The sequence below is a fragment of the Achromobacter sp. genome, from assembly GCF_057314935.1.
This window is the reverse complement of the sequence record NZ_DBHKZA010000038.1, coordinates 23932-42783: the sequence shown is the minus strand read 5'-3', so window position 1 is coordinate 42783 and position 18852 is coordinate 23932. Positions and strand designations below refer to the sequence as shown.

The 18852-nt window shown below is 66.7% G+C and carries 18 protein-coding genes; 7 read left to right on the top strand and 11 right to left on the bottom strand.

The genetic code is table 11. The features are described 5' to 3' along the window. Positions 1–33: 33 nt before the first annotated feature. The 4 genes from ACO6D5_RS15800 to ACO6D5_RS15785 are packed head-to-tail and all read right to left on the bottom strand — an operon-like array spanning position 34 to position 3563. Complete coding sequence (locus ACO6D5_RS15800) at positions 34–654, bottom strand: ABC-type transport auxiliary lipoprotein family protein (protein ID WP_485825890.1); 621 nt, start codon at positions 652–654, stop codon at positions 34–36. Continuing rightward, positions 651–1607: an MlaD family protein gene (locus ACO6D5_RS15795; protein WP_315527314.1), complete on the bottom strand. Its 957-nt coding sequence runs from the start codon at positions 1605–1607 to the stop codon at positions 651–653. The genes ACO6D5_RS15800 and ACO6D5_RS15795 overlap by 4 nt, the downstream gene beginning before the upstream one ends. Next, the gene (locus ACO6D5_RS15790) at positions 1594–2433 is read right to left on the bottom strand and encodes an ABC transporter ATP-binding protein (RefSeq protein ID WP_315527312.1); all 840 of its coding nucleotides are present in this window, start codon (positions 2431–2433) and stop codon (positions 1594–1596) included. Before ACO6D5_RS15790 ends, ACO6D5_RS15795 begins: the two co-directional genes overlap by 14 nt. Further along, on the bottom strand, positions 2433–3563 hold the full coding sequence (locus ACO6D5_RS15785) for an MlaE family ABC transporter permease (RefSeq protein ID WP_485825898.1): 1131 nt from the start codon (positions 3561–3563) through the stop codon (positions 2433–2435). The genes ACO6D5_RS15790 and ACO6D5_RS15785 overlap by 1 nt, the downstream gene beginning before the upstream one ends. Before the next feature lie 96 nt (positions 3564–3659). Here ACO6D5_RS15785 and ACO6D5_RS15780 point away from each other — a divergent pair, with 96 nt between their 5' ends. The 3 genes from ACO6D5_RS15780 to ACO6D5_RS15770 are packed head-to-tail and all read left to right on the top strand — an operon-like array spanning position 3660 to position 5491. Beyond that, positions 3660–4511, top strand: coding sequence for a biotin--[acetyl-CoA-carboxylase] ligase (locus ACO6D5_RS15780; protein ID WP_485825889.1), 852 nt, complete (start codon positions 3660–3662; stop codon positions 4509–4511). Then, positions 4508–5314 carry a type III pantothenate kinase gene (locus tag ACO6D5_RS15775; RefSeq protein WP_485825888.1) on the top strand — a complete coding sequence of 269 codons (807 nt, stop codon included), beginning with the start codon at positions 4508–4510 and terminating at the stop codon, positions 5312–5314. Before ACO6D5_RS15780 ends, ACO6D5_RS15775 begins: the two co-directional genes overlap by 4 nt. Before the next feature lie 12 nt (positions 5315–5326). Further along, positions 5327–5491, top strand: coding sequence for a hypothetical protein (locus tag ACO6D5_RS15770; RefSeq protein ID WP_315527307.1), 165 nt, complete (start codon positions 5327–5329; stop codon positions 5489–5491). A 37-nt stretch (positions 5492–5528) separates the two neighbouring features. Here the strand turns inward: ACO6D5_RS15770 and ACO6D5_RS15765 are convergent, their stop codons facing one another. The 3 genes from ACO6D5_RS15765 to ACO6D5_RS15755 form a co-directional block, all read right to left on the bottom strand. Further along, complete coding sequence (locus ACO6D5_RS15765; RefSeq protein WP_485825887.1) at positions 5529–6836, bottom strand: 3-deoxy-D-manno-octulosonic acid transferase; 1308 nt, start codon at positions 6834–6836, stop codon at positions 5529–5531. Between the two features lies 1 nt (position 6837). After that, complete coding sequence (waaC, locus tag ACO6D5_RS15760; RefSeq protein WP_315527305.1) at positions 6838–7884, bottom strand: lipopolysaccharide heptosyltransferase I; 1047 nt, start codon at positions 7882–7884, stop codon at positions 6838–6840. Between the two features lie 162 nt (positions 7885–8046). After that, positions 8047–9150 (bottom strand): glycosyltransferase family 4 protein, encoded by a 1104-nt coding sequence (locus ACO6D5_RS15755; protein ID WP_485825886.1) that lies wholly within the window; start codon positions 9148–9150, stop codon positions 8047–8049. Positions 9151–9389: 239 nt separating this feature from the next. Here ACO6D5_RS15755 and pgi point away from each other — a divergent pair, with 239 nt between their 5' ends. The 4 genes from pgi (at position 9390) to ACO6D5_RS15735 (ending at position 13986) form a co-directional block, all read left to right on the top strand. After that, entirely contained in the window at positions 9390–10961 is a 1572-nt protein-coding gene (gene pgi / locus ACO6D5_RS15750; protein WP_485825885.1) for a glucose-6-phosphate isomerase, read from the top strand. Between the two features lie 89 nt (positions 10962–11050). Further along, on the top strand, positions 11051–11620 hold the full coding sequence (locus ACO6D5_RS15745) for an SRPBCC family protein (protein ID WP_169273429.1): 570 nt from the start codon (positions 11051–11053) through the stop codon (positions 11618–11620). Positions 11621–11719: 99 nt separating this feature from the next. Further along, positions 11720–13072: an MFS transporter gene (locus ACO6D5_RS15740; protein ID WP_485825884.1), complete on the top strand. Its 1353-nt coding sequence runs from the start codon at positions 11720–11722 to the stop codon at positions 13070–13072. 44 nt (positions 13073–13116) lie between these two features. After that, positions 13117–13986, top strand: a complete 870-nt coding sequence (locus tag ACO6D5_RS15735) for a DMT family transporter (protein WP_485825883.1) — start codon at positions 13117–13119, stop codon at positions 13984–13986. Between the two features lie 22 nt (positions 13987–14008). On the opposite strand, the gene clsB is transcribed toward ACO6D5_RS15735, so the two are convergent. The 4 genes from clsB to ACO6D5_RS15715 form a co-directional block, all read right to left on the bottom strand. Beyond that, positions 14009–15220, bottom strand: coding sequence for a cardiolipin synthase ClsB (gene clsB / locus ACO6D5_RS15730; RefSeq protein WP_485825882.1), 1212 nt, complete (start codon positions 15218–15220; stop codon positions 14009–14011). Continuing rightward, positions 15217–16083, bottom strand: coding sequence for an endonuclease/exonuclease/phosphatase family protein (locus ACO6D5_RS15725; RefSeq protein ID WP_169273433.1), 867 nt, complete (start codon positions 16081–16083; stop codon positions 15217–15219). Before ACO6D5_RS15725 ends, clsB begins: the two co-directional genes overlap by 4 nt. A 267-nt stretch (positions 16084–16350) precedes the next feature. Then, positions 16351–18138: an aspartate--tRNA ligase gene (gene aspS, locus ACO6D5_RS15720; protein WP_315527295.1), complete on the bottom strand. Its 1788-nt coding sequence runs from the start codon at positions 18136–18138 to the stop codon at positions 16351–16353. Positions 18139–18178: 40 nt separating this feature from the next. Then, a complete protein-coding gene (locus ACO6D5_RS15715; protein WP_088588602.1) occupies positions 18179–18850 on the bottom strand; it encodes a DUF502 domain-containing protein in 672 nt (223 codons plus the stop codon). Positions 18851–18852: the final 2 nt, after the last annotated feature.

The following is an 18852-nucleotide window of genomic DNA, read 5'->3' as shown; positions in this document are numbered from 1 at the left end:
GGCAGGACTCAGCGTGCGAAAAAGGAATCGATGTTAACCGCCCGGCCGGGGCGTGGCGGCGGGCGTGGCGGGAACGCTGGCCAGCCATTGCGCCAGTTGGTCGGCGGCCTCGTCGGTGGCCTGCCGCAATGCCGCGACACCGCCCGCGGCATCCTGCGTGCCCGCTGGCACCCGCACCTGGATGCGTTTCTGGTCGACCACGGCGCGGCCGTTGACCAGCACCGCCTGCAGCAGGATGCGGCCTTCGCTGGACTGGCCGTCTTCGGCGTACACCTGCTCGAACTGCATCAAGGACAGCTGCAACTGCGGCATCTGAAGGTTGACGCGATCAGCCAGCACCGCCCCCTGGCGCGACAAGCGGTCCGTGATGCGCTGGCGCACCAGTTCGGACGGCGACGAGGCCCAGCGGTACGTCGCGTAGGCCTTGGGTGCGGCGCTGTCGCCCACCCGCCAGATCACGCTGGTGTCCGACAGCGCCGGCACCGCCTGCAGGTTCAGCGCGATGGGCGCGCGCGCCGGCAATGCCGGCACGGGCGTGGAGTCCAGGCCCAGATCGAACACGGAGGGCGGCGCCCCAACGCGGCCGATGCCGCAGCCCGCCAGGGTCGTGGTCACGGTCAGGGTAAGGATCAAAACGGCGTGGCGCATCTTCATTTGGGCTGTCTCCCGAAGCCGGCGAATCCGGCCTCGCCGGGTCCGGGCGCAACAGGCGCCGGGCCGAACAAGAACGATTGCGGCGTGCTGTCCACACGCCGCAGGGTGGTGGTCGCTCCGCGCGCGGCGGCGCTGACGTTGGCGGCCATGTTGGTCACGGCGGGCAGGGTCTCGCCATCCAGCCGCGCGGCGGCGAGAGCAATGTCGTTCAAGCTGCGCGTGGCCACCGACAAGGGGCCGTCCGGCGCATTCAACCGCGCCAGGGCCTGCCGCGACTGCTGCGCCAGGTCGGCGATCTCGCGCGCGGCGCGATCCGCCTGGCGCGACGTGTTGCCCAAGGAATCCATCAGCGGCCCGAGCTTGGCCAACGTGGGTCCAAGATCGCGGCTGGCGTCGCGCAGCGACTGCGTGATGTCGGTGGCGTTCTGCAGGCTGGCAGTCAGCGCCTGCACGTTCTGTTCGCTCAGCACGCGGCGCAGCTGCTCGGTGGCTTCTTCCACGTTCGAGATCAGTTTGCCGCCGCGCTGCTCGATGCGGTCCAGGAAACCCGGACGCAACGGAATGGCGGCGGGATGCTCGGCCGACGACGCCAGCCGCTTGAGCGACGTGCCGTCATCGCGCAGCTCAACGTTGGCCATGCCGGTCACGCCCTGCACGCCCAGTTCTGCCCAGGTCGACTCGGTGATCGGCGTGTTCGGCGCCACGCCGATGCGGATGCGCACCTGCCCCGGCTTGTCGGGGTTCAGCGCCAGCGACTGCACCTTGCCCACCGGCACGCCCTGATAGCGCACGGCCGACTGTGGATTCAGTCCGCTGACCGCCGTGGCCGACACGATTTCGTACGTTTGCAGCTTGGTCCGGTCGCGGCCGATCCAGACGGCCACCAACGCGGCGGCGGCAAGCAAGACCAGCGTAAAGATCCCGGCCATGAGCGCATGACTACGGTTTTCCATGATGCAATCCCTTCGGCGCCAGATCCCCAAGCGCGCGCAAACCGCGTTCGCCCAGGAAGAATGTGTGAATGAACGGGTGGTCGACCTTCAGTACTTCCGGCACCGTGTCGCACACGATCACCCGCTTGTCCGCCAGCACGGCGACACGCGTGGCCAACGCCAGCAGCGTGTCCAGATCGTGCGTCACCATGACGACGGTAAATCCCAACTGCCGGTGCAGGCTGCGCACCAGGTCCACGAATTCGTCCGACCGCAACGGGTCCAGGCCGGCAGTGGGCTCGTCCAGGAACACCAGTTCGGGGTCGAGCGACAGCGCGCGCGCCAGCGCGACGCGCTTGACCATGCCGCCGGACAGGTCCGACGGCCGCTTGCCGGCGTCCTGCGCCGACAGGCCCACCATCGCCAACCGGCACATGACGACGTCGCGCACCAGGTCTTCCGGCACCGTGCGCAGTTCGCGCAGCGGCAGGGCCACATTGTCGAACACCGACAACGCCGAGAACAGCGCCCCCGCCTGGAACAGCATGCCCCAGCGATAGGACAGGCGCCTGCGTTCGGCGGGCGACAGCTCAAACAGGGAATGCCCCAGCACCTTCACGATGCCGGCAGCGGGCTGGTCCAGGCCGATGATCTGGCGCAGCAGCACCGTTTTTCCGGTGCCCGATCCGCCCACCAGCACCAGGATTTCACCCGGGAAGACGGTCAGGTCCAGGTTGTCGTGGACCACGTGGTCGCCGAAGGCGGTACGCAATCCGCGCACCGAGATGACGGGTTCGACGGTGACGCTGTCGTCGGTGAATAACCGGTGCTGGGCGGCGCCGTTCATCAGATGCCCACCGAACTGAAGATGATGGCGTACAGCGCATCCAGCAGGATCACGCCGGTGATCGAGGTCACGACCGAGGTGGTGGTGCCGCGGCCCAGGCTTTCCGTGTTGGGCTGGATGCGCAGGCCGAAATGGCACGCGATCAGCGCGATCAGGATGCCGAAGGTCACGCCCTTCAGGATGCCAATCCAATAATTGGTCAGGGAGATGGCGTCCGGCAGCGATGTCAGGAACCATTGCGCCGATACGCCCAGCTGCATCTGGGCGGCCAGCATGCCGCCCAGGATCGCCATGGCGTCCGTCCACAGCACCAGCAGCGGCATCGTCACGGCCAACGCCAGCACGCGCGGCAGGATCAGCCGCTGGCCGTGCGAGATGCCCATGACCAGCATCGCGTCCAGTTCCTGCGTCACGCGCATGACGCCGATCTGGGCCGTGATGGCCGACCCCGACCGGCCCGCCACCAGGATGGCCGCCAGCACGGGCCCCAGTTCGCGCACGATCGACACCCCAAGGAGCCGCACGATGAAGCGGTCGGCGCCGATCATCTGCAGTTGCTGCGCAGACAGGTAGGACAGCACCACCCCGATCAGGAATCCGACCAGCGCCGTGATGCCCAGCGCCTGCGCGCCCGTGCGGTACACCTGCGCCGAGATCTCGCGCCAGGGACCCAGGCGCGGGCGGCGCAGCATGCCGCCGAAATCCAGCACCAACTGGCCCAGCATGACCAGCAGCGCCCGGCCGTTTTCAGCGGCCCGGAAGATCGCACCGCCCAGGGCGCGCACCCAGCCCCAGGATTCGGCTTTGGGCTCGGGCGCGCGGGCGCCGCCCTTGTTCATGGCCAGCGCGTTGAAAACGTCTTGCTGGCCGGCCGACCAGCGCACCCGTTCGGGCAGCTTTTCGCCCCAGGCCTGCCAGATGAGCAAGGCGCCGATGGTGTCGAGCCGGCTGATGCCGTGCAGATCCCAGCGCACGCCGTCCTGGACGGCGCGGGCCAATGCCGAGCGCCGGCGTTCGACTTCGCCCGCCTCGGCCAGGGCCAGGACGCTCCAATCGCCCGCGACGTGGCAGGCGTTGCCGTCCTGGCGGAATGGCACGGCGGCGGACGCGGGTGAAGCGGTTTGCGGCATGTAGACGGGGGACCGATGCAAAATGTATCGCCAATCATAAACGCTTGAAGGCCGAAAGGCCGCGTGAGGGGGGCCGCGTGCCCTACAATCGCCGCCATGTCCGATCACGTCCGCCCTATCGACCTGCCCGCGCCGGAAGCCCTGGCCCGGGAGCTAGGCTCGCGCCTGCCCGTATTCCAAGACATCGCCTGGACAGGCAGCACCGGGTCGACCAACGCCGACCTGCTGGCCCGCGCCCGTTCGGGCGCCGGCGCCGGCAAACCCTGGCTGCTGGGCACCCATCTGCAGGAGACCGGCCGCGGCCGCGCCGGCCGCCCCTGGCAGAACCGCTCGGGCTCCACCCTGATGTTTTCCTGCGCGTTCGACGTGCACCTGCCGGCTGCGCAGTTGCCGGCGCTGTCCCCGCTGGCCGGGGTTGCCGCCTGCGAGGCACTGCGCGCTGTCGCTGGCCCCGAAGCCCGCGACCTGTGCATGAAATGGCCCAACGACGTCCAATGGCATGACGCCAAACTGGCGGGCGTGCTGGTGGAGACCACCCGCAATCCTAGCGGCCGCGAGGCCGGCTACACCGTCGTCATCGGCATGGGCGTGAACCTGAGCGACGCGGCCGAGCTGTCCCGGACGCTGGACCGCGAAGTCGCCGACTGGACGCAGGTTCAGGCCCAATCGCCCCGTCTGGCCACCGCCGCCGACCTGATCTGCGCCAGCGCCACCGCCTGGCACGAAGCCGTCCAGACGCTGGAGCGCAACGGGTTCTCGGCGTTCCAGCAGCGTTTCGACCAGGTGGACGCCCTGGCGGGCCGCCAGATCAACGTGCTGGAGAAAGGCGATATCCTGCTTAGCGGGGCCGCCAGCGGCGTCGACGAGCAAGGCCGCCTGCTGGTGCGCACGCCCGAGGGCGCCACACCGATTTCGGTCGGCGAAATTTCGATTCGACGCCAAGCATGATTATTCTCATCGATTCCGGCAACAGCCGTCTCAAGGTAGGTTGGCTGGATGCCAGCAACCCCGACATGCCGCGCGAGCCGGCGGCAGTCGCGTTCGACGGCCTGGACCTGGATGCGCTGGACCGCTGGCTGGCCGCGCTGCCTCGCCGCCCGGTGCGCGCGGTGGGCGTGAACGTGGCGGGCGAAGCCCGCGGCGCCGCCATTTCCGCCATTCTGCAAAAACACGGCTGCGCGGTCACCTGGTCGCCTTCGCAGGCCAGCACCTTGGGACTCGTCAACAGCTACCGCGTGCCGACGCAACTGGGCGCGGACCGCTGGGCCTCGCTGCTGGGCGTGTTGTCGCGCCTGCCTGGCGCGCATCCGCCCTTCCTGCTGGCCAGCTTCGGCACGGCCACCACCATCGACACCGTCGGCCCCGACAACGTCTTCGCCGGCGGCCTGATCCTGCCCGGCCCGGCCATGATGCGCACGTCGCTCGCCCACGGCACTGCCAATCTGCCCATCGCCGACGGCCAGGTCGTTGCCTACCCCGTCGACACCCATGAGGCCATCGCCTCGGGCATCGCCGCGGCCCAGGCCGGCGCGGTCGTGCGCCAATGGCTGGCCGGCCGCCAGCGCTATGGCCAGACCCCGCAGATCTACGCCGCGGGCGGCGGCTGGCCGGAAGTGCACCAGGAAATCGAGCGCTTGCTGGCCGATGCCGGCGGCGCGTTCGGCGCCGTGCCGGTGCCGGTCTACCTGGATCACCCCGTCCTGGACGGCCTGGCTGCGGTCGCGCGCGCCACCCTGGACGCCAACGCCTGAGCGAGGCCCGCCATGCGAGTGCTTTTCATCCTGATCCTGCTGGCCAATCTGTGGATAGGGGCGCTGGGCCAGGGCTGGATTGGCATACGGCCCGAAGACGAAGGCCGCGACACCCGCCGATTCAGCCAGGAGCTGAACCCCGGCGCGGTCACACTGGTGCCCCGCAAAACGCCCTAGGCGCTTTCCCTGGCAAGAGCCCGCTCAAGCCGCCCGATCACGCCAGCCAGGGCGCCAACGCGTCCAAGGTCCGCTGAGTGGCGCCTGCATGCGAATCGAACCAGGCGCGCGCCGCCTGACTCGCTGCCTGCCGGCGCGCCGCGTCGGCAAGCAGCGCCATCGCGCTGTCCACCGCCTGCCCGGTATCCGGCACGCGCAAGGCTGCGCCCGCCGCAATCGCGTCTTCCGCCGCCTGCTTGAAATTGAACGTATGCGGCCCGACGATGACCGGCACGCCCGCCGCGCAGGCCTCGATCAGGTTCTGCCCACCCAGCGGCGCGAAACTGCCCGCGACGATGGCCACGTCCGACGCCGCGTAATAGAACGCCATCTCGCCCAGCGTATCGCCCAGCACCACCACGGTGTCCGGATCGGGTTCGGCGCCTTCAGAGCGCCGCATGAACACCAGCCCCGCCTCCGCCAATTGGCGGGCTGCCTCGTCAAAACGCTGGGGATGCCGGGGAATCAACAGAAACAACGGGGCGTCCGGCGTCCGTGGCACAGCGGCATGCCGTTTGATCGCGGCGATGAAACCGCTGTCCTCGCCCTCCCGGGTGCTGGCCACGGCCAGAACAGGCCGGCCCACCTGCGCCCGCCATGCGCGCCCTGCCTGCACCTGCGGAGCCGGCAAGGCCAGATCGAATTTCAGATTGCCCGTGACAATGGGCGCAGAGGCCCCCGCCTGCGCCAGCCTGGCCGCATCTTCGGCGGTTTGCGCCAGCACCTGGTCCAGGCCCGCCAGCGCTTCGCGCATCACGCTGCCCATCCGGCCCGCCTGGCGCAGCGACGAGGCCGAGAACCGGGCGCTGACCAGCGCCATCGGCACGTGCGCGCGCCGGGCCGCGGCCAGCAGATTGGGCCAGATCTCGCGTTCGATCAGCAGTCCGCAACGAGGCTGATGGCTAGCCATGAAGCGCCGCGTCGCACCGGGAAAGTCATAGGGCAGCCACGTCTGGCGCAATTGTCCGCAGGCAATGGCCTTGGGAAACAGGCGCTGGCCCTCGGCGCGGCCGGTCGCCGTCATGTGCGTCAACAACACGGGCAGGCCGCGGTCCAGCAACGCCTGCAGCAACGGTTGGGCGGCGCGGGTCTCGCCCAGGCTCACGGCATGCACCCAGACGGGCGCCGTCCAGGACGGAAAGGTCAGGGTGTCGGCTGCCGCCGGAGACGGCGCTACGGCATGACCGAACCGTTCCGGGGAGAAGATTCCCCATTCGCCGCCCGCCCGCCTGGCCCGACGGGCCATCCACAGCCAGACCAGCGGTGACAGTGCCCTGAGCGCCAGAGAGTAGACGCCGCGGTTCATGTCACTGGGCGGCCAATGCCTGCTCCACCGCCGCCATCACGGCCTCGCGCGACGGTGAGGCGCCGCGGTCGCCCAGGCTGGCGGTGTAGTTCGAACCGACCAGCGGCGTGCGCACGGGCGTGGAAGCGCGGTAGATGCCGATCGTGGGTCGGCCCAAGGCGGCGGACAAATGGGTCAGGCCGCTATCCAGGCCCACCATCAGGCGGGAACCCGCCAGCAAGCGGGCCACCGAGCTCAGATCCATGCGGGGCATCACCTCGGCCCCGTCCATGCCGGCCACCAGCAGGCCCGCGCGCTGGGCTTCGGATTCATTTCCCGCCAGCAGTTTCAAGGTGCAGCCGGCTTCGCGCAAACGGCGAAAGACCGCCCGCCAGTCCTCTTCGGGCCACAATTTATCGTCGCGGCTGGCCGACGGCATGATCACGGCGTAGCCGCGATCGGTGTCCAAATGGTGCAGGCGCGGCAATTCGGTGGCGTTCAGCCCGTCGCTGCCCACGTCATGCACGGGGGTGGCCGCCTGGCCGGCTTGGCCCGCTTGGCGCACGAAAGACTGTAGGCCGAAATCGGGCAGGCCCGCCGGTTGATAGCCGAAGGTCAGCCCCGCCAGCTTGCGCTGGCGGATCACGGCGGGCTGCCAGAATTCCACGCGATGGCGCACGTTATAGAACAGTGAAGCCAGCGGCTCGCGCGCCGAACGCCAATCCAGCCCGTGCCGCACGCCGCGCGCCTGGCGCACCAGCCAGGCGGACTTCAGCAGGGCCTGCATGTCCAGGACGATGTCGTATTGGGTGGAGCGCAAGCGCTCTTTCAACGCCTTGCGTTCGACGCGCACCTGCGATGACCACCAGGACTTGCGCCAGCGGCGATGCGCCACTTTGATGATTTCATTGACGGCCGGATGCCACGAAGGGATCTCGGCAAACGCTTCCTCGACGACCCAATCGATCTGTGCGTCAGGCACGTGCCGGGCTATGTCGGTGATAGCCGGCAGCATGTGGACGAGGTCGCCCAAAGAGGACGTGCGAACAATGAGAATTCGTGTGGGCATGAGTAAGGATTCGTGCTTGGCGCCGCCCTTGACCCGCTGGTGGCAAGCGCCGTTCAACGCAGCCCGCACTGTACAACAACATTGCCTTTCACAGCGATGCCCCCAGGCAGCTAGCCAATACCCTCAAATGTCAAAGAATAGTGGTGTGGCAGGAGCGTCGCCTCAATGGCGTTTTTTCTTCTTCACGATCATCCATTTCGGCATGCGAAACAGCACCAGTCGGCGGTAAAGCACCACGTAGGTCGTGGAAAATACGGCCGTGAAAAACATCAAGAGATAGGGCTGCTGCCAAAAGAGCACGGCGGGGATAACCGCCAGCGACGACAGCAGCCACAAATAGGGCGACGTCATGGAATTGCGCTGCGTCTGGTGACGCATTTCCCGCGAGCCGATCGCCCAACGCACCAGGCGCTTGTAGATCAGCATGTGCAGGTGCACGCCATCCGGCGCGCCGGGAGAGCGGCCGCGAAGCCATTTTTTCCGATAGATGGAAAACAGGGTCTCGAATACGGGGTAAATACAGAGAAGCAACGGAAACCAGGCCGACACTTCGGGGTGCCGCGCCAGCATCAGCACCGAGAGCTCCCCGATGATGAACCCCAGGAAGTAAGCCCCCCCATCACCCAGGAATATATGTCCGTGCGGATAATTCCAGACCAGGAAGCCGATTACGCCTCCCAGCGTGCTAAGGGCCACAATCAACAAGAACCGGTCGCCCAGATAAAACGAAACATAGGCAAAGCCAGCCAGAATCATTGCGGAGACCACCGCCGCCAAACCGTTATATCCGTCGATAATATTGATGGCATTGGCTGCACCGCCAATCGCCACTGAAGTGAAAATCAGGGAAATAATACCGAACTGCAGCAGCCAGTCTATTCCGATAATGTCGACACGCGTTACCGCCGCGCCAAGAAGATAATACGCGACCGCTCCCGACAATATCGCCAAACCAAGCCGCACCAGCACCCGGACCTGCTTGGTGAGGTCTTCGGCGAAACCGCCCAGGAAGGCGGGCATGGCCGCCGCCAGCAGCAAGACCATATTCGGCAGGACATCGGGCTCGCGCACAGCGACCAGGGCGCACGTGACCCCACTGGCGATCAGCAGCGAAAGCCCCCCGATGCGGGGAACCGGAGCCGAGTGATACTTCTGCACACCATCCAAATCGTGATCAGCCGTTAGGCCATCATGCCAAGAGCGGTAGCGAACGATCAGCAAGGTGGAGATAAGCGAAACCAGAAACGCTACTAGAACGTACAACATGAAAACATGCGCCGGGAAGAGAATTGGCGGGATTGTAGCGTCAGACGTCGACAAGACATGAAAACAATATGGACAGTTTTGAAAAAGAATGGAAACGCGGCTTGCAAAATAAAAAGGGTCTCCATGAAGCACGGACGACCAGCTAAACTCGCGGTTTTGCGAAAAGGCGAACTCCGCCGGCCCCTGCCCGGGGCCCATCTGGCCGCCACGCTTCAGTATCAAGACGTATTCACAAAAACATGCTGCCCTTAGACCCCGCTGCCCACGTGAATCTGCCGCAACTGCCAGAATGGCAGGCATTCAGACTCGCCGTGCAGGAAGCCTCTTTCTGCACCGACGAGCTCCGTCTGGTGGAGGCCGCCGGCCTTACCATCGACCTGAGCGCCCACGTCACCTCCCCGACTGCGCGGAAAGCTGCCGCCGCCCTGCTCGCCGCACGCGGTTTTGACCAGGCGCGCAAGGCGCTGCTGGCCGGCGAACACGTCAACAAGACCGAAGACCGCGCAGCCTGGCACACCATGCTGCGTGCGCCCGAACCGATCGACGCCGTCGCGCGCGAGCACCAGCGCGTGCGCGATTTCGTGCGGCAGGCGGACGCGCAAGGCAAATGGAAGGCCGTCATCCATATCGGGATAGGCGGCAGCGACTGGGGCGTGCGGCTGGCCACAGACGCGTGCAGCGGCAGCGGCGCGCGCCGGACGTTGAAGTTCGTCGCCAATATTGATGGGCACGCGCTGGAAGACGCGATCCTGGGGCTGGATGCCAAAGACACCCTCATCGTCGTGACGTCGAAGTCCTTCACGACGACAGAGACCCTTGCCAACCTGCGGCGCGCCGTGGACTGGCTCACGCAGGCGGGCATTGAACGACCGTACGAGCAGGTGGTCGCCATTACCGCCCGGCCCAACGCGGCACGCGCGCTAGGTGTCCCGGCCAGCCAGGTCTTTGAGTTCTGGGATTGGGTCGGCGGCCGGTACTCCTTGTGGTCGGCGGTCGGGCTGCCCGTCGCCATGGCAGTCGGCATCGACGTCATCGAAGGCATCCGGGCAGGCGCCGCCGCCATGGACGCCCACTTCGCCCAGGCCCCCATCGCCGAGAACGCCCCCGCCCAACTCGCGCTGGCCGGCGTCGCCAATCGCAGCGTGCTGGGCTATGGGTCGCTCAGCATTGCCGCCTACGACGCCCGGCTGCAATTCCTGGCGCCGTACCTCCAGCAGCTGGACATGGAATCGCTGGGCAAGTCCGTGGACATGGCCGGCAATCCCGTGGGCGTGCCCACCGGCCCCTCGGTCTGGGGCATGCCGGGCACCGATGGCCAGCACACGTTCTTCCAATGGCTGCATCAGGGCACGGACGGGGCGGCGGTGGACTTCATCATGTGCCGCGAAGCCGATCACCAGTGGACGGAAGAGCACGCCATGCTGCTGGCCAATTGCCTCGCGCAACGCCAGACGCTGCTGCAGGGCACCTCGGCCGACGCGGACCGCGCCGGCCTGCTGGCTCAGGGCATGGCTTCGGACACGGCCGACTGGCTGTCCCGTCACCGCAAGCATCAAGGCGGCCGGCCGTCGACGCTGATCGTGCTGCCCAGGCTGACGCCTTACGCGCTGGGCGCGCTACTGGCGCTCTACGAGCACAAGATCTTCGTCCAGGCGCTGATCTGGGGCATCAACCCCTTTGACCAGTGGGGCGTCGAAGCCGGCAAGAAGATGGCCAGCGGCATCCTGCAGGAACTGCACGGGCAAACAGGCAGCTCGACGCACGATCTGTCGACGCAACACTGGATTTCGGTGCTGACGGCGGGCAGGTAAGCCGCAGGGGCGGGGCCCTTCCTGGCCCCGGTAGCCAAACGGGCGGATTGGGACGAGAATGTGCATATAACTCTTCCAAGGAGACTGCCATGCGCATTGCCGATGCCCAATGGATTCCTTCGACGCAGCACCAGACATGGGATGCGTTGACCGACCCGAGAGTGTTGCAGAAATGCATACCGGGCTGCGTGGAAGTCGCGATGCGCAGCCCAACCGAATATGCCGTCACCCTGCGCGCCAATATCGCCGGAATCGATACCGACTACGAGGGCGAGATCCTGCTCTCTGACGTCAACGCCCCCGACAGCTGCACCCTGGTGTTCGAAGGCAAAGGCCGCGCCGCCTGCCTGGCCATCGGCACCGCCCAGGTCAACCTCAGCACCAAAGACCAGGGCACCCGCGTGGCCTATACCGTGGCTGGCATGGCGGGCGGCAAGCTGGCCGAATGCGGCGAAGGCCTGCTGCTGAAAGCGGGCGACAAGATCATTCAGAAGTTCTTCGCGGCCTTCATCGACCACATGGCCAAGCAACCCCGCCTGGCGCCGCCGCCCCCTCCCCCCGAACCCGAACCCCGCGGATTGTCCAATTCGCGCTGGTCGTGGGTACTGGTGCTGCTTGTCGTCGCGGTGTTCTGGGGTTACCACTCGTTCTACAAGTGAAAACCCTAGTGGGCCGGTGATATCCTAGGCGGCATGACGCCGCCGCCATCACCGACCCCGCCAGCCACCGACCCCGCCCACTCCCGCAGGGATCTTTTGATGGCCATGGCGGGGGTGTCGGCGACCGTGGTGCTGGCCGCGCTGGATTCCACCATCATCAGCACCACGCTGCCGCGCGTGGCCGAAGCGCTGAACGGCATGGCTCTCTATGCCTGGGTCGGTACCGGCTATCTGCTGGCGACCGCCGCCTCCATCCTGATCTTCGGCCGGCTGGGCGACATGTTCGGCCGCAAGCCGCTGATGCTGGTCTCCGTGCTGATCATCGCGCTGGGGTCCATCGCCTGTGGCCTGGCGCAGTCCATGACCCAGCTGATCGTGTTCCGGACCTTGCAAGGGATCGGCGGCGGCATGATGATCGCCACCGCCTTCGCGGCGCCCGCCGACCTGTTCCCCGACGCCAAGCAGCGCGTGCGCTGGATGGCGTTGGTGTCCGCCGCCTTCGCCATGGCCAGCGGCATCGGCCCGGTGCTGGGCGGCGCGGCCACGCAGGCGCTGGGCTGGCGCGCGGCGTTCTTCATTTCTCCCATCGCGGCGGCCGGCGCCTTCTTCCTGCTGGCACGTTACTTCCCCCGCATCCGCCCCATCCACGACGGCAGCCGCCGGATCGACTGGCTGGGCGCCATCCTGCTGGTGCTGGCCGTCGGCGCGCCGTTGGCGGCCCTGGAGCTGGCTTTTGCGCGGGGCGAACACGCGCACCCGCTGCTGGGGGGCATCCTGGCGCTGGTCGGCGTGGCCGCCATCGCCATCCTCGTCCCCACCGAGCGCCGCGTGAAATCGCCGATCTTTCCGCTGCGCGTCCTGGCCGGCGGCGATTCCCAGCTGCTGAACCTTGCCGCGATGATGGTCGGCGCGGTGATGTTCGTGCTGATCTTCTACAGTCCCCTGCTGCTGCAGCAGGTGCTGGGCTACACGCCCAGCGAGGCCGGCCTGCTGCTGACGCCGTTGGTCGCGGCGATCTCGGTCGGCAGCATCGTCAACGGGCGGCTGTTCCCCAAACAGACCGAGCCGCAGCGCCTGATGGTGTTCGGCGGCTTGCTGCTGGCGGGCGGCACGCTGATGGTGCTGCTGATTTCTCCGGGCACCTCCGCCTGGTGGATCCTGGCCGCCTTCTTCGTCAATGGCTGCGCGCTGGGCTTCCTGTTGCCCAACCTGACGCTCTTCATGCAGATGCTGAGCGAACGGCGCGACGTGGGCGTGGCCTCGGCGCTGGTGCAGACCACCCGCGCCATTGGCAGCGCCTTGGGCACGGCAGTGGTGGGCATCATCATTTCCCACAGCACGGTACTAAACGGAGTGCGGGCCGGGCTCGTCCTATGTATCGTCCTTTCATTGGCCTGTGCGCTCCTGGCGCACCGGGTCAAGATGAAGAATCTGGTCACCAGCCGGAAATAGGCGCAAGCCCAGACACGCCCCTAAAGGCAAACCCGAGACAAACCATGCGTCAACGCAATCTGCTGGACCTGCTGCTGCTTGCGGCGGTCTGGGGCGGCTCCTTCCTGTTCATGCGCGTCGCAGTCGGCGATTTCGGTCCGATCGCGCTGATCGAGCTTCGTGTCGGCCTGGCCGCGCTGTTCCTGCTGCCCGCCGCCCTGTGGCGCGGCAAGCTGCCCGTGATCGCCCGGCACTGGAAGGCGTTGCTGGTGGTCGGTACCCTGAACGCCGCCGTGCCCTTCCTGCTCTATGCCTACGCGGCGCAATCGTTGGGCGCCGGCTTCCTGTCGGTGGCCAACGCGGTCACCCCCGTCTGGGGCGCGGTCGTCGGCTGGCTTTGGCTGAAAGACAGGCTGCCATGGATGCGTTCCCTGGGCCTGATGATCGGATTCCTGGGCATCATCGTGCTGGTGTGGGACAAGCTGAACTTCCAGGCGGGCGGCACGGGGCCGGCGGTGCTGGCCGCCGTGTCGGCGCCGGTTTTCTACGGCATCGCCGCGAATTGGACCAAGCGCTTCCTCACCGGCGTGGACGCCCTGGCCAGCGCCACCGGCAGCATGATCGCGGCCTCGCTCGTGCTGCTGCCCCTGGCCATCTCCGCCTGGCCTGAAACGCCGGCTTCGATGGCGGCGTGGATCTCCACGATCCTGCTGGCCGTCGTGTGCACCGGCGCGGCCTACATCATCTTCTTCCGCCTGATTGCCAACGTCGGCCCTACCGGCGCCGTCAGCGTGACCTTCCTGGTGCCGATCTTCGGCGTGGTGTGGGGCGCCTGGTTCCTGGACGAGCGCATCACGCCCTCGATCGCGGTGGGCGCCGCCATCATCCTGGTGGGCACCGCGCTGGCGCTGGGCCTGATCAAGCGGCGCGCGTAAACCGCGCGCTCGAGCCGCGCGCTCAGTACTTGTCCGACGTGCCCGTCAGCGCCACGCCGATGCGCAGCAGCGTGTAGGACGCCGCGTCCACCCAGCGCCGCACCCAGCCCCGGCGCTGGTATTCCAGCGGACGGATGAAGTGGCCGCCGTCGCGGATGGCCGTCTCCAGGCGTTCCTGCAAGTCCCAGGCGAAAGGCTGGTCGTCCACGACGACGTTGGCCTCGCGCGCCAGCAGCAGGCTGAACGGATCCAGGTTGGACGAGCCCACGGTGGCCACGTTGTCGATCACCGCGACCTTGGCGTGCAGGTAGCTTGGCATGTATTCGTAGATCTCGATGCCGTCGCGCAGCAGCTGGTCGTACAGCGAGCGGGTGGCGTGGTACTGCATGCGGTACTCGACCTTGCCTTGCAGCAGCAGCCGCACCCGCACGCCGCGTGCGGCGGCTTTTGCCAACGCGCGGCGGAACTGGCGCCCGGGAAAGAAATACGCGTTGGCGATGAGGATGTCGCGGCGCGCCTGCGTGATGCCGTACAGGTAGGCGCGTTCGAACGTCTGCCGGTAGCGCAGGTTGTCGCGCAACACCAGCGCCGCGCGCAGCGTGCCACAGGGGGCCACCGGGGCATGGTGCGGTTTGGTCAGCCGCATGCGGCTCCAGTCGCGCGGATGGCGTCGCAGGCGCGCCCAGTTCAGACGCACCCACAGCAGGTCTTGCGCATAGGCCGCATCGGTGACCAGCGGCCCTTCCACCTGCACGGCGAAGTCGAAACGCGGCGCCGAAATGCCGTCCGTGGGATCCAGGTCGTCGTAGTCGTCGATGACGTTGATGCCGCCGATGAACGCGATGCGCCCATCCACGATGGTGACCTTCCGATGCAGCCGTCGCAAACGGCTGCGCGACGGGATCAGGCGCGCGAACCACCGCGGTTCGGGCCGGAATATGCGGCATTGCGCGCCGGCTTCAAGCAGTCTTGCGCGGACGGCGTCGACGTTCATCGCACTGCCGAAACCATCGAGCACGACGCGCACCTTCACGCCGCGCCGGGCCGCCGCGGTCAGGCATTCCAGCACCCGGGACCCGGTGCGGTCCAGCATGAAGATGTAGGTTTCCAGATGCACGCTGAACTGGGCGGCATCGATGGCCGCGCACAGCGCGGGAAAGAAGTCGGCACCGTTCTGCAACAGGCGGATGCTGTTGCCGTCGGTCCATTCCAGCTTGACCTGCTCGGCCTTCACGGGAGTTCCAGTTCGGCCAGCAACGGAGAGTGATCGGATAGCCGCGCCCATTCGCGGCCGCGCAGCACACGTGCACTGCGCACGGCGAAGCCGCGCTGGTAGATGCGGTCCAGGCGGAACCAGGGGAACACGGCCGGAAAGGTCCGGGGCGGCGGCAGCAGCAGGCGCGAGCTGCCCTCCATGCCCAGCTGATTGTTGCGTTCCATGACGGACAGGCCGCTGTTGGGCAAGCCCCGCAGCGCATTGCTCAGCCGTTTGACCGAGTCGCGCAGGCGCGGCAGTTCGCCGCCATGGCTGCGCGGCGCATGCGAGAACACCTCATACAGCCCCAGCTGCTGCACGAACAGCGGCGCCAGGCGGTCGTTCCAATCGTTGAAGTCGCCTGCGATCAGGATAGGCTCGCCGTCGGGCACCATGCGCCGGATGCGTTCGGTCAACGCCAGGACCTGGCGGGTGCGGCTGCCGGCGAACAAGCCCAAGTGCACCACGAAGCAATGCACCGCGCGGCCATCGAGCTCGACGCGCGCATGCAGCAGGCCGCGTTGCTCCAATCGATGGTCGGAGATGTCCAGGTTTTCATGGTCAAGAATGGGATAGCGCGACAGCAGCGCGTTGCCATGGTCCGTCGCGTGGCGGATGGCGTTGCGGCCATAGGCCACATCCAGCCGCAAAGCGGCGGCAAGGGATTCGTGTTGGGCGTCGAGCAGGGATTTCTGCTCGTTGCGACCTTGGACTTCCTGCAGGAAGACCAGATCGGGGCGCAGGCCGTAGAGCCCTAAGCGCAGTTCATTCAGGGAATCGCGCCGGCCCAATGCCGAACGGCCCTTGTGAATGTTGTAGCTGACGACACGGATGAGCGACATAAAAGCGATGGCGCCTTTGAAAGCAGAGGAACCACTAGCCAGGCCCAAGAGCGGCCCCGGCAAGCACCGCCAACAAGGCGGCGTCTGCCAGATTACTCCAATTCATCAACATCTAGCCGCAACAAAACACTCGCCGCAAAGGTTGGCACTCAAGAACTCAACACCCCGCAAGCAAGTACCCTGGCGAGCCGGGCCGCCGAGGATCCGGCTCCGCCGGTCCCGCGAGGCGCCCCCTGGGGGGGAGGCGCCCCCGGCGCCTCGGGGGGGTTACTTCGTTTCGACGTTACGCAAGCGAATGTGCAATTCGCGCAGTTGCTTTTCATCGACTTCCGACGGCGCTTGCGTCAGCAGATCCTGCGCGCGCTGCGTCTTCGGGAAGGCGATCACGTCGCGGATCGATTCGGCGCCGGTCATCATCGTGACGATGCGGTCCAGGCCGAAGGCGATGCCGCCGTGCGGCGGCGCGCCGTACTGCAGCGCGTCCAGCAGGTAGCCAAACTTCTCGCGGGCTTCCTCGGCGCCGATCTTCAGCGCGCGGAACACCTTGCTCTGGACTTCTTCGCGGTGGATACGGACCGAGCCGCCGCCGATTTCCCAACCGTTCAGCACCATGTCGTAAGCCTTGGCGAACGCCTTGCTGGGATCGGTTTCCAGGAAGTCTTCGTGGCCGTCCTTCGGGCTGGTGAACGGGTGGTGGGCGGCGGTGTAGCGGCCGTCTTCCTCGTCGTATTCGAACATCGGGAAGTCGACCACCCACAGCGGCTGCCAACCGGCTTCGAACAGGCCGGTCTTCTTGCCGAATTCGCTGTGGCCGATCTTCACGCGCAACGCGCCGATGGCGTCGTTGACGACCTTCTCGCGATCCGCGCCGAAGAAAATGATGTCGCCGTCTTGCGCGCCGGTGCGCTTGACCAGTTCAGCCAGCGCCGCGTCGTGCAGGTTCTTGACGATGGGCGATTGCAGGCCGTCACGGCCCTTGGCCACTTCGTTGACCTTGATGTAGGCCAGGCCCTTGGCGCCGTAGATGCCGACGAATTGCGTGTAGGCATCGATTTCGCTACGCGACATTTCCGCGCCGCCGGGCACGCGCAGGGCGACCACGCGGCTGCCGGGCGCCGTGGCGGCGGCGGCGAACACCTTGAAGTCCACGTCACGCATCACGTCGGTGATGTCGGTGAATTCGAGCTTCACGCGCAGGTCCGGCTTGTCCGAACCGTAACGGCGCATCGCTTCCGTCCACGGCATGATCGGGAACGGCTGGGCCAGGTCAACGCCCTGCACCACCTTGAAGACGTGGCGGATCAGGTTTTCGAAGATTTCACGGATCTCGAATTCGTTCAGGAACGAGGTTTCGCAGTCGATCTGGGTGAATTCGGGCTGACGGTCGGCGCGCAGGTCTTCGTCGCGGAAGCACTTGGTGATCTGGTAGTAGCGGTCAAAGCCCGACACCATCAGCATCTGCTTGAACAGCTGCGGCGACTGCGGCAGCGCGAAGAAGTGGCCGGCGTTCACACGCGAGGGCACCAGGTAGTCGCGCGCGCCTTCCGGCGTGCTCTTGGCCAGCATCGGCGTTTCGATGTCGATGAAGCCCAACTGGTCCAGGAACTTGCGCGTTTCGATCGACACGCGGTAGCGCAGCATCAGGTTGCGCTGCATCTGCGGACGGCGCAGGTCCAGCACGCGGTGCGTCAGGCGGGTCGTTTCCGACAGGTTGTCGTCGTCCAGCTGGAACGGCGGCGTGACCGATGCGTTCAGGATCTCGACTTCCTTGCACAGCACTTCGATTTCACCCGAAGCCAGTTCGCTGTTGGCGGTACCGGCCGGACGCTCGCGCACCAGGCCGGTGACGCGCACGCAGAATTCGTTGCGCAGGCGTTCGGCGGTGGCGAAGGCGGCGTTGTCCGGATCGAACACGATCTGGGCCAGGCCCGCGCGGTCGCGCAAGTCGATGAAGATGACCCCGCCGTGGTCGCGGCGGCGGTTCACCCAGCCGTACAGGGTGACGGTCTGGCCGAGATGGTCACGGCAAACCTGGCCGGTGTAGCAGGTACGCATGCGGGATGACTCCGTTGTGTGCTTAGTTTGAGCGTAAGGGTTACGAATCGGCGCGAGGCGCGTCTTGCACGCCAGGCGCCGGAGAGAGCGGGGCCGGCCGGTCCACGGGCGCGGGCGCCTGGGCCGGGGCGACAACGCCCATGGAAACGATGTACTTCAATGCCGCGTCCACGCTCATCTGAAGGTCGATCGCGTCAGCGCGAGGCACCATCAGGAAAAAGCCGGACGTGGGGTTCGGCGTCGTCGGCACATACACGCTGATGTGGTCGCCGGGCAACAGGCTGGCCACTTCACCGCTGGGCGTGCCGGTGACAAAAGCAATGGTCCAGGAGCCCGCCCGCGGGTACTGCACGAGCACCGCGCGGCGAAACGCCTGGCCGTTCGGGGCAAGCACGGTATCGCTGACCTGCTTGACCGAGTTGTAGATCGAACGCACCAGCGGAATGCGGCCCAGCAGGTTTTCCCACTGGTCCACCATGGTACGGCCGATCAGGTTCGCCGCAAACACGCCCGTCATCAGCACCACCACGATGACCAGGACGAAGCGGAAGCCGGGGATGTCGATGCCGAACAGCGACTCGGACGACAGGAAGCCAGGCACGAACCCTTCAAGGGTGGCGACCAGCAGCCCCAGCACCCACACCGTGATGACCAGGGGAACCCAGATCAGCAGGCCGGTGATGAAGTACTTTTTGATGAGACGCATCCGCATGG

What these genes read in the sequence shown, in the direction of transcription:
- ACO6D5_RS15725 (WP_169273433.1), bottom strand. Translation starts at nt 16,083, where the DNA reads ATGTCGCTCATCCGTGTCGTCAGCTACAACATTCACAAGGGCCGTTCG.
- ACO6D5_RS15755 (WP_485825886.1), bottom strand. Translation starts at nt 9,150, where the DNA reads ATGTTGTACGTTCTAGTAGCGTTTCTGGTTTCGCTTATCTCCACCTTG.
- pgi (WP_485825885.1), top strand. Translation starts at nt 9,390, where the DNA reads ATGCTGCCCTTAGACCCCGCTGCCCACGTGAATCTGCCGCAACTGCCA.
- ACO6D5_RS15775 (WP_485825888.1), top strand. Translation starts at nt 4,508, where the DNA reads ATGATTATTCTCATCGATTCCGGCAACAGCCGTCTCAAGGTAGGTTGG.
- ACO6D5_RS15745 (WP_169273429.1), top strand. Translation starts at nt 11,051, where the DNA reads ATGCGCATTGCCGATGCCCAATGGATTCCTTCGACGCAGCACCAGACA.
- ACO6D5_RS15765 (WP_485825887.1), bottom strand. Translation starts at nt 6,836, where the DNA reads ATGAACCGCGGCGTCTACTCTCTGGCGCTCAGGGCACTGTCACCGCTG.
- ACO6D5_RS15790 (WP_315527312.1), bottom strand. Translation starts at nt 2,433, where the DNA reads ATGAACGGCGCCGCCCAGCACCGGTTATTCACCGACGACAGCGTCACC.
- ACO6D5_RS15735 (WP_485825883.1), top strand. Translation starts at nt 13,117, where the DNA reads ATGCGTCAACGCAATCTGCTGGACCTGCTGCTGCTTGCGGCGGTCTGG.
- ACO6D5_RS15800 (WP_485825890.1), bottom strand. Translation starts at nt 654, where the DNA reads ATGAAGATGCGCCACGCCGTTTTGATCCTTACCCTGACCGTGACCACG.
- waaC (WP_315527305.1), bottom strand. Translation starts at nt 7,884, where the DNA reads ATGCCCACACGAATTCTCATTGTTCGCACGTCCTCTTTGGGCGACCTC.
- ACO6D5_RS15780 (WP_485825889.1), top strand. Translation starts at nt 3,660, where the DNA reads ATGTCCGATCACGTCCGCCCTATCGACCTGCCCGCGCCGGAAGCCCTG.
- ACO6D5_RS15785 (WP_485825898.1), bottom strand. Translation starts at nt 3,563, where the DNA reads ATGCCGCAAACCGCTTCACCCGCGTCCGCCGCCGTGCCATTCCGCCAG.
- aspS (WP_315527295.1), bottom strand. Translation starts at nt 18,138, where the DNA reads ATGCGTACCTGCTACACCGGCCAGGTTTGCCGTGACCATCTCGGCCAG.
- ACO6D5_RS15740 (WP_485825884.1), top strand. Translation starts at nt 11,720, where the DNA reads ATGGCCATGGCGGGGGTGTCGGCGACCGTGGTGCTGGCCGCGCTGGAT.
- ACO6D5_RS15770 (WP_315527307.1), top strand. Translation starts at nt 5,327, where the DNA reads ATGCGAGTGCTTTTCATCCTGATCCTGCTGGCCAATCTGTGGATAGGG.
- ACO6D5_RS15795 (WP_315527314.1), bottom strand. Translation starts at nt 1,607, where the DNA reads ATGGAAAACCGTAGTCATGCGCTCATGGCCGGGATCTTTACGCTGGTC.
- ACO6D5_RS15715 (WP_088588602.1), bottom strand. Translation starts at nt 18,850, where the DNA reads ATGCGGATGCGTCTCATCAAAAAGTACTTCATCACCGGCCTGCTGATC.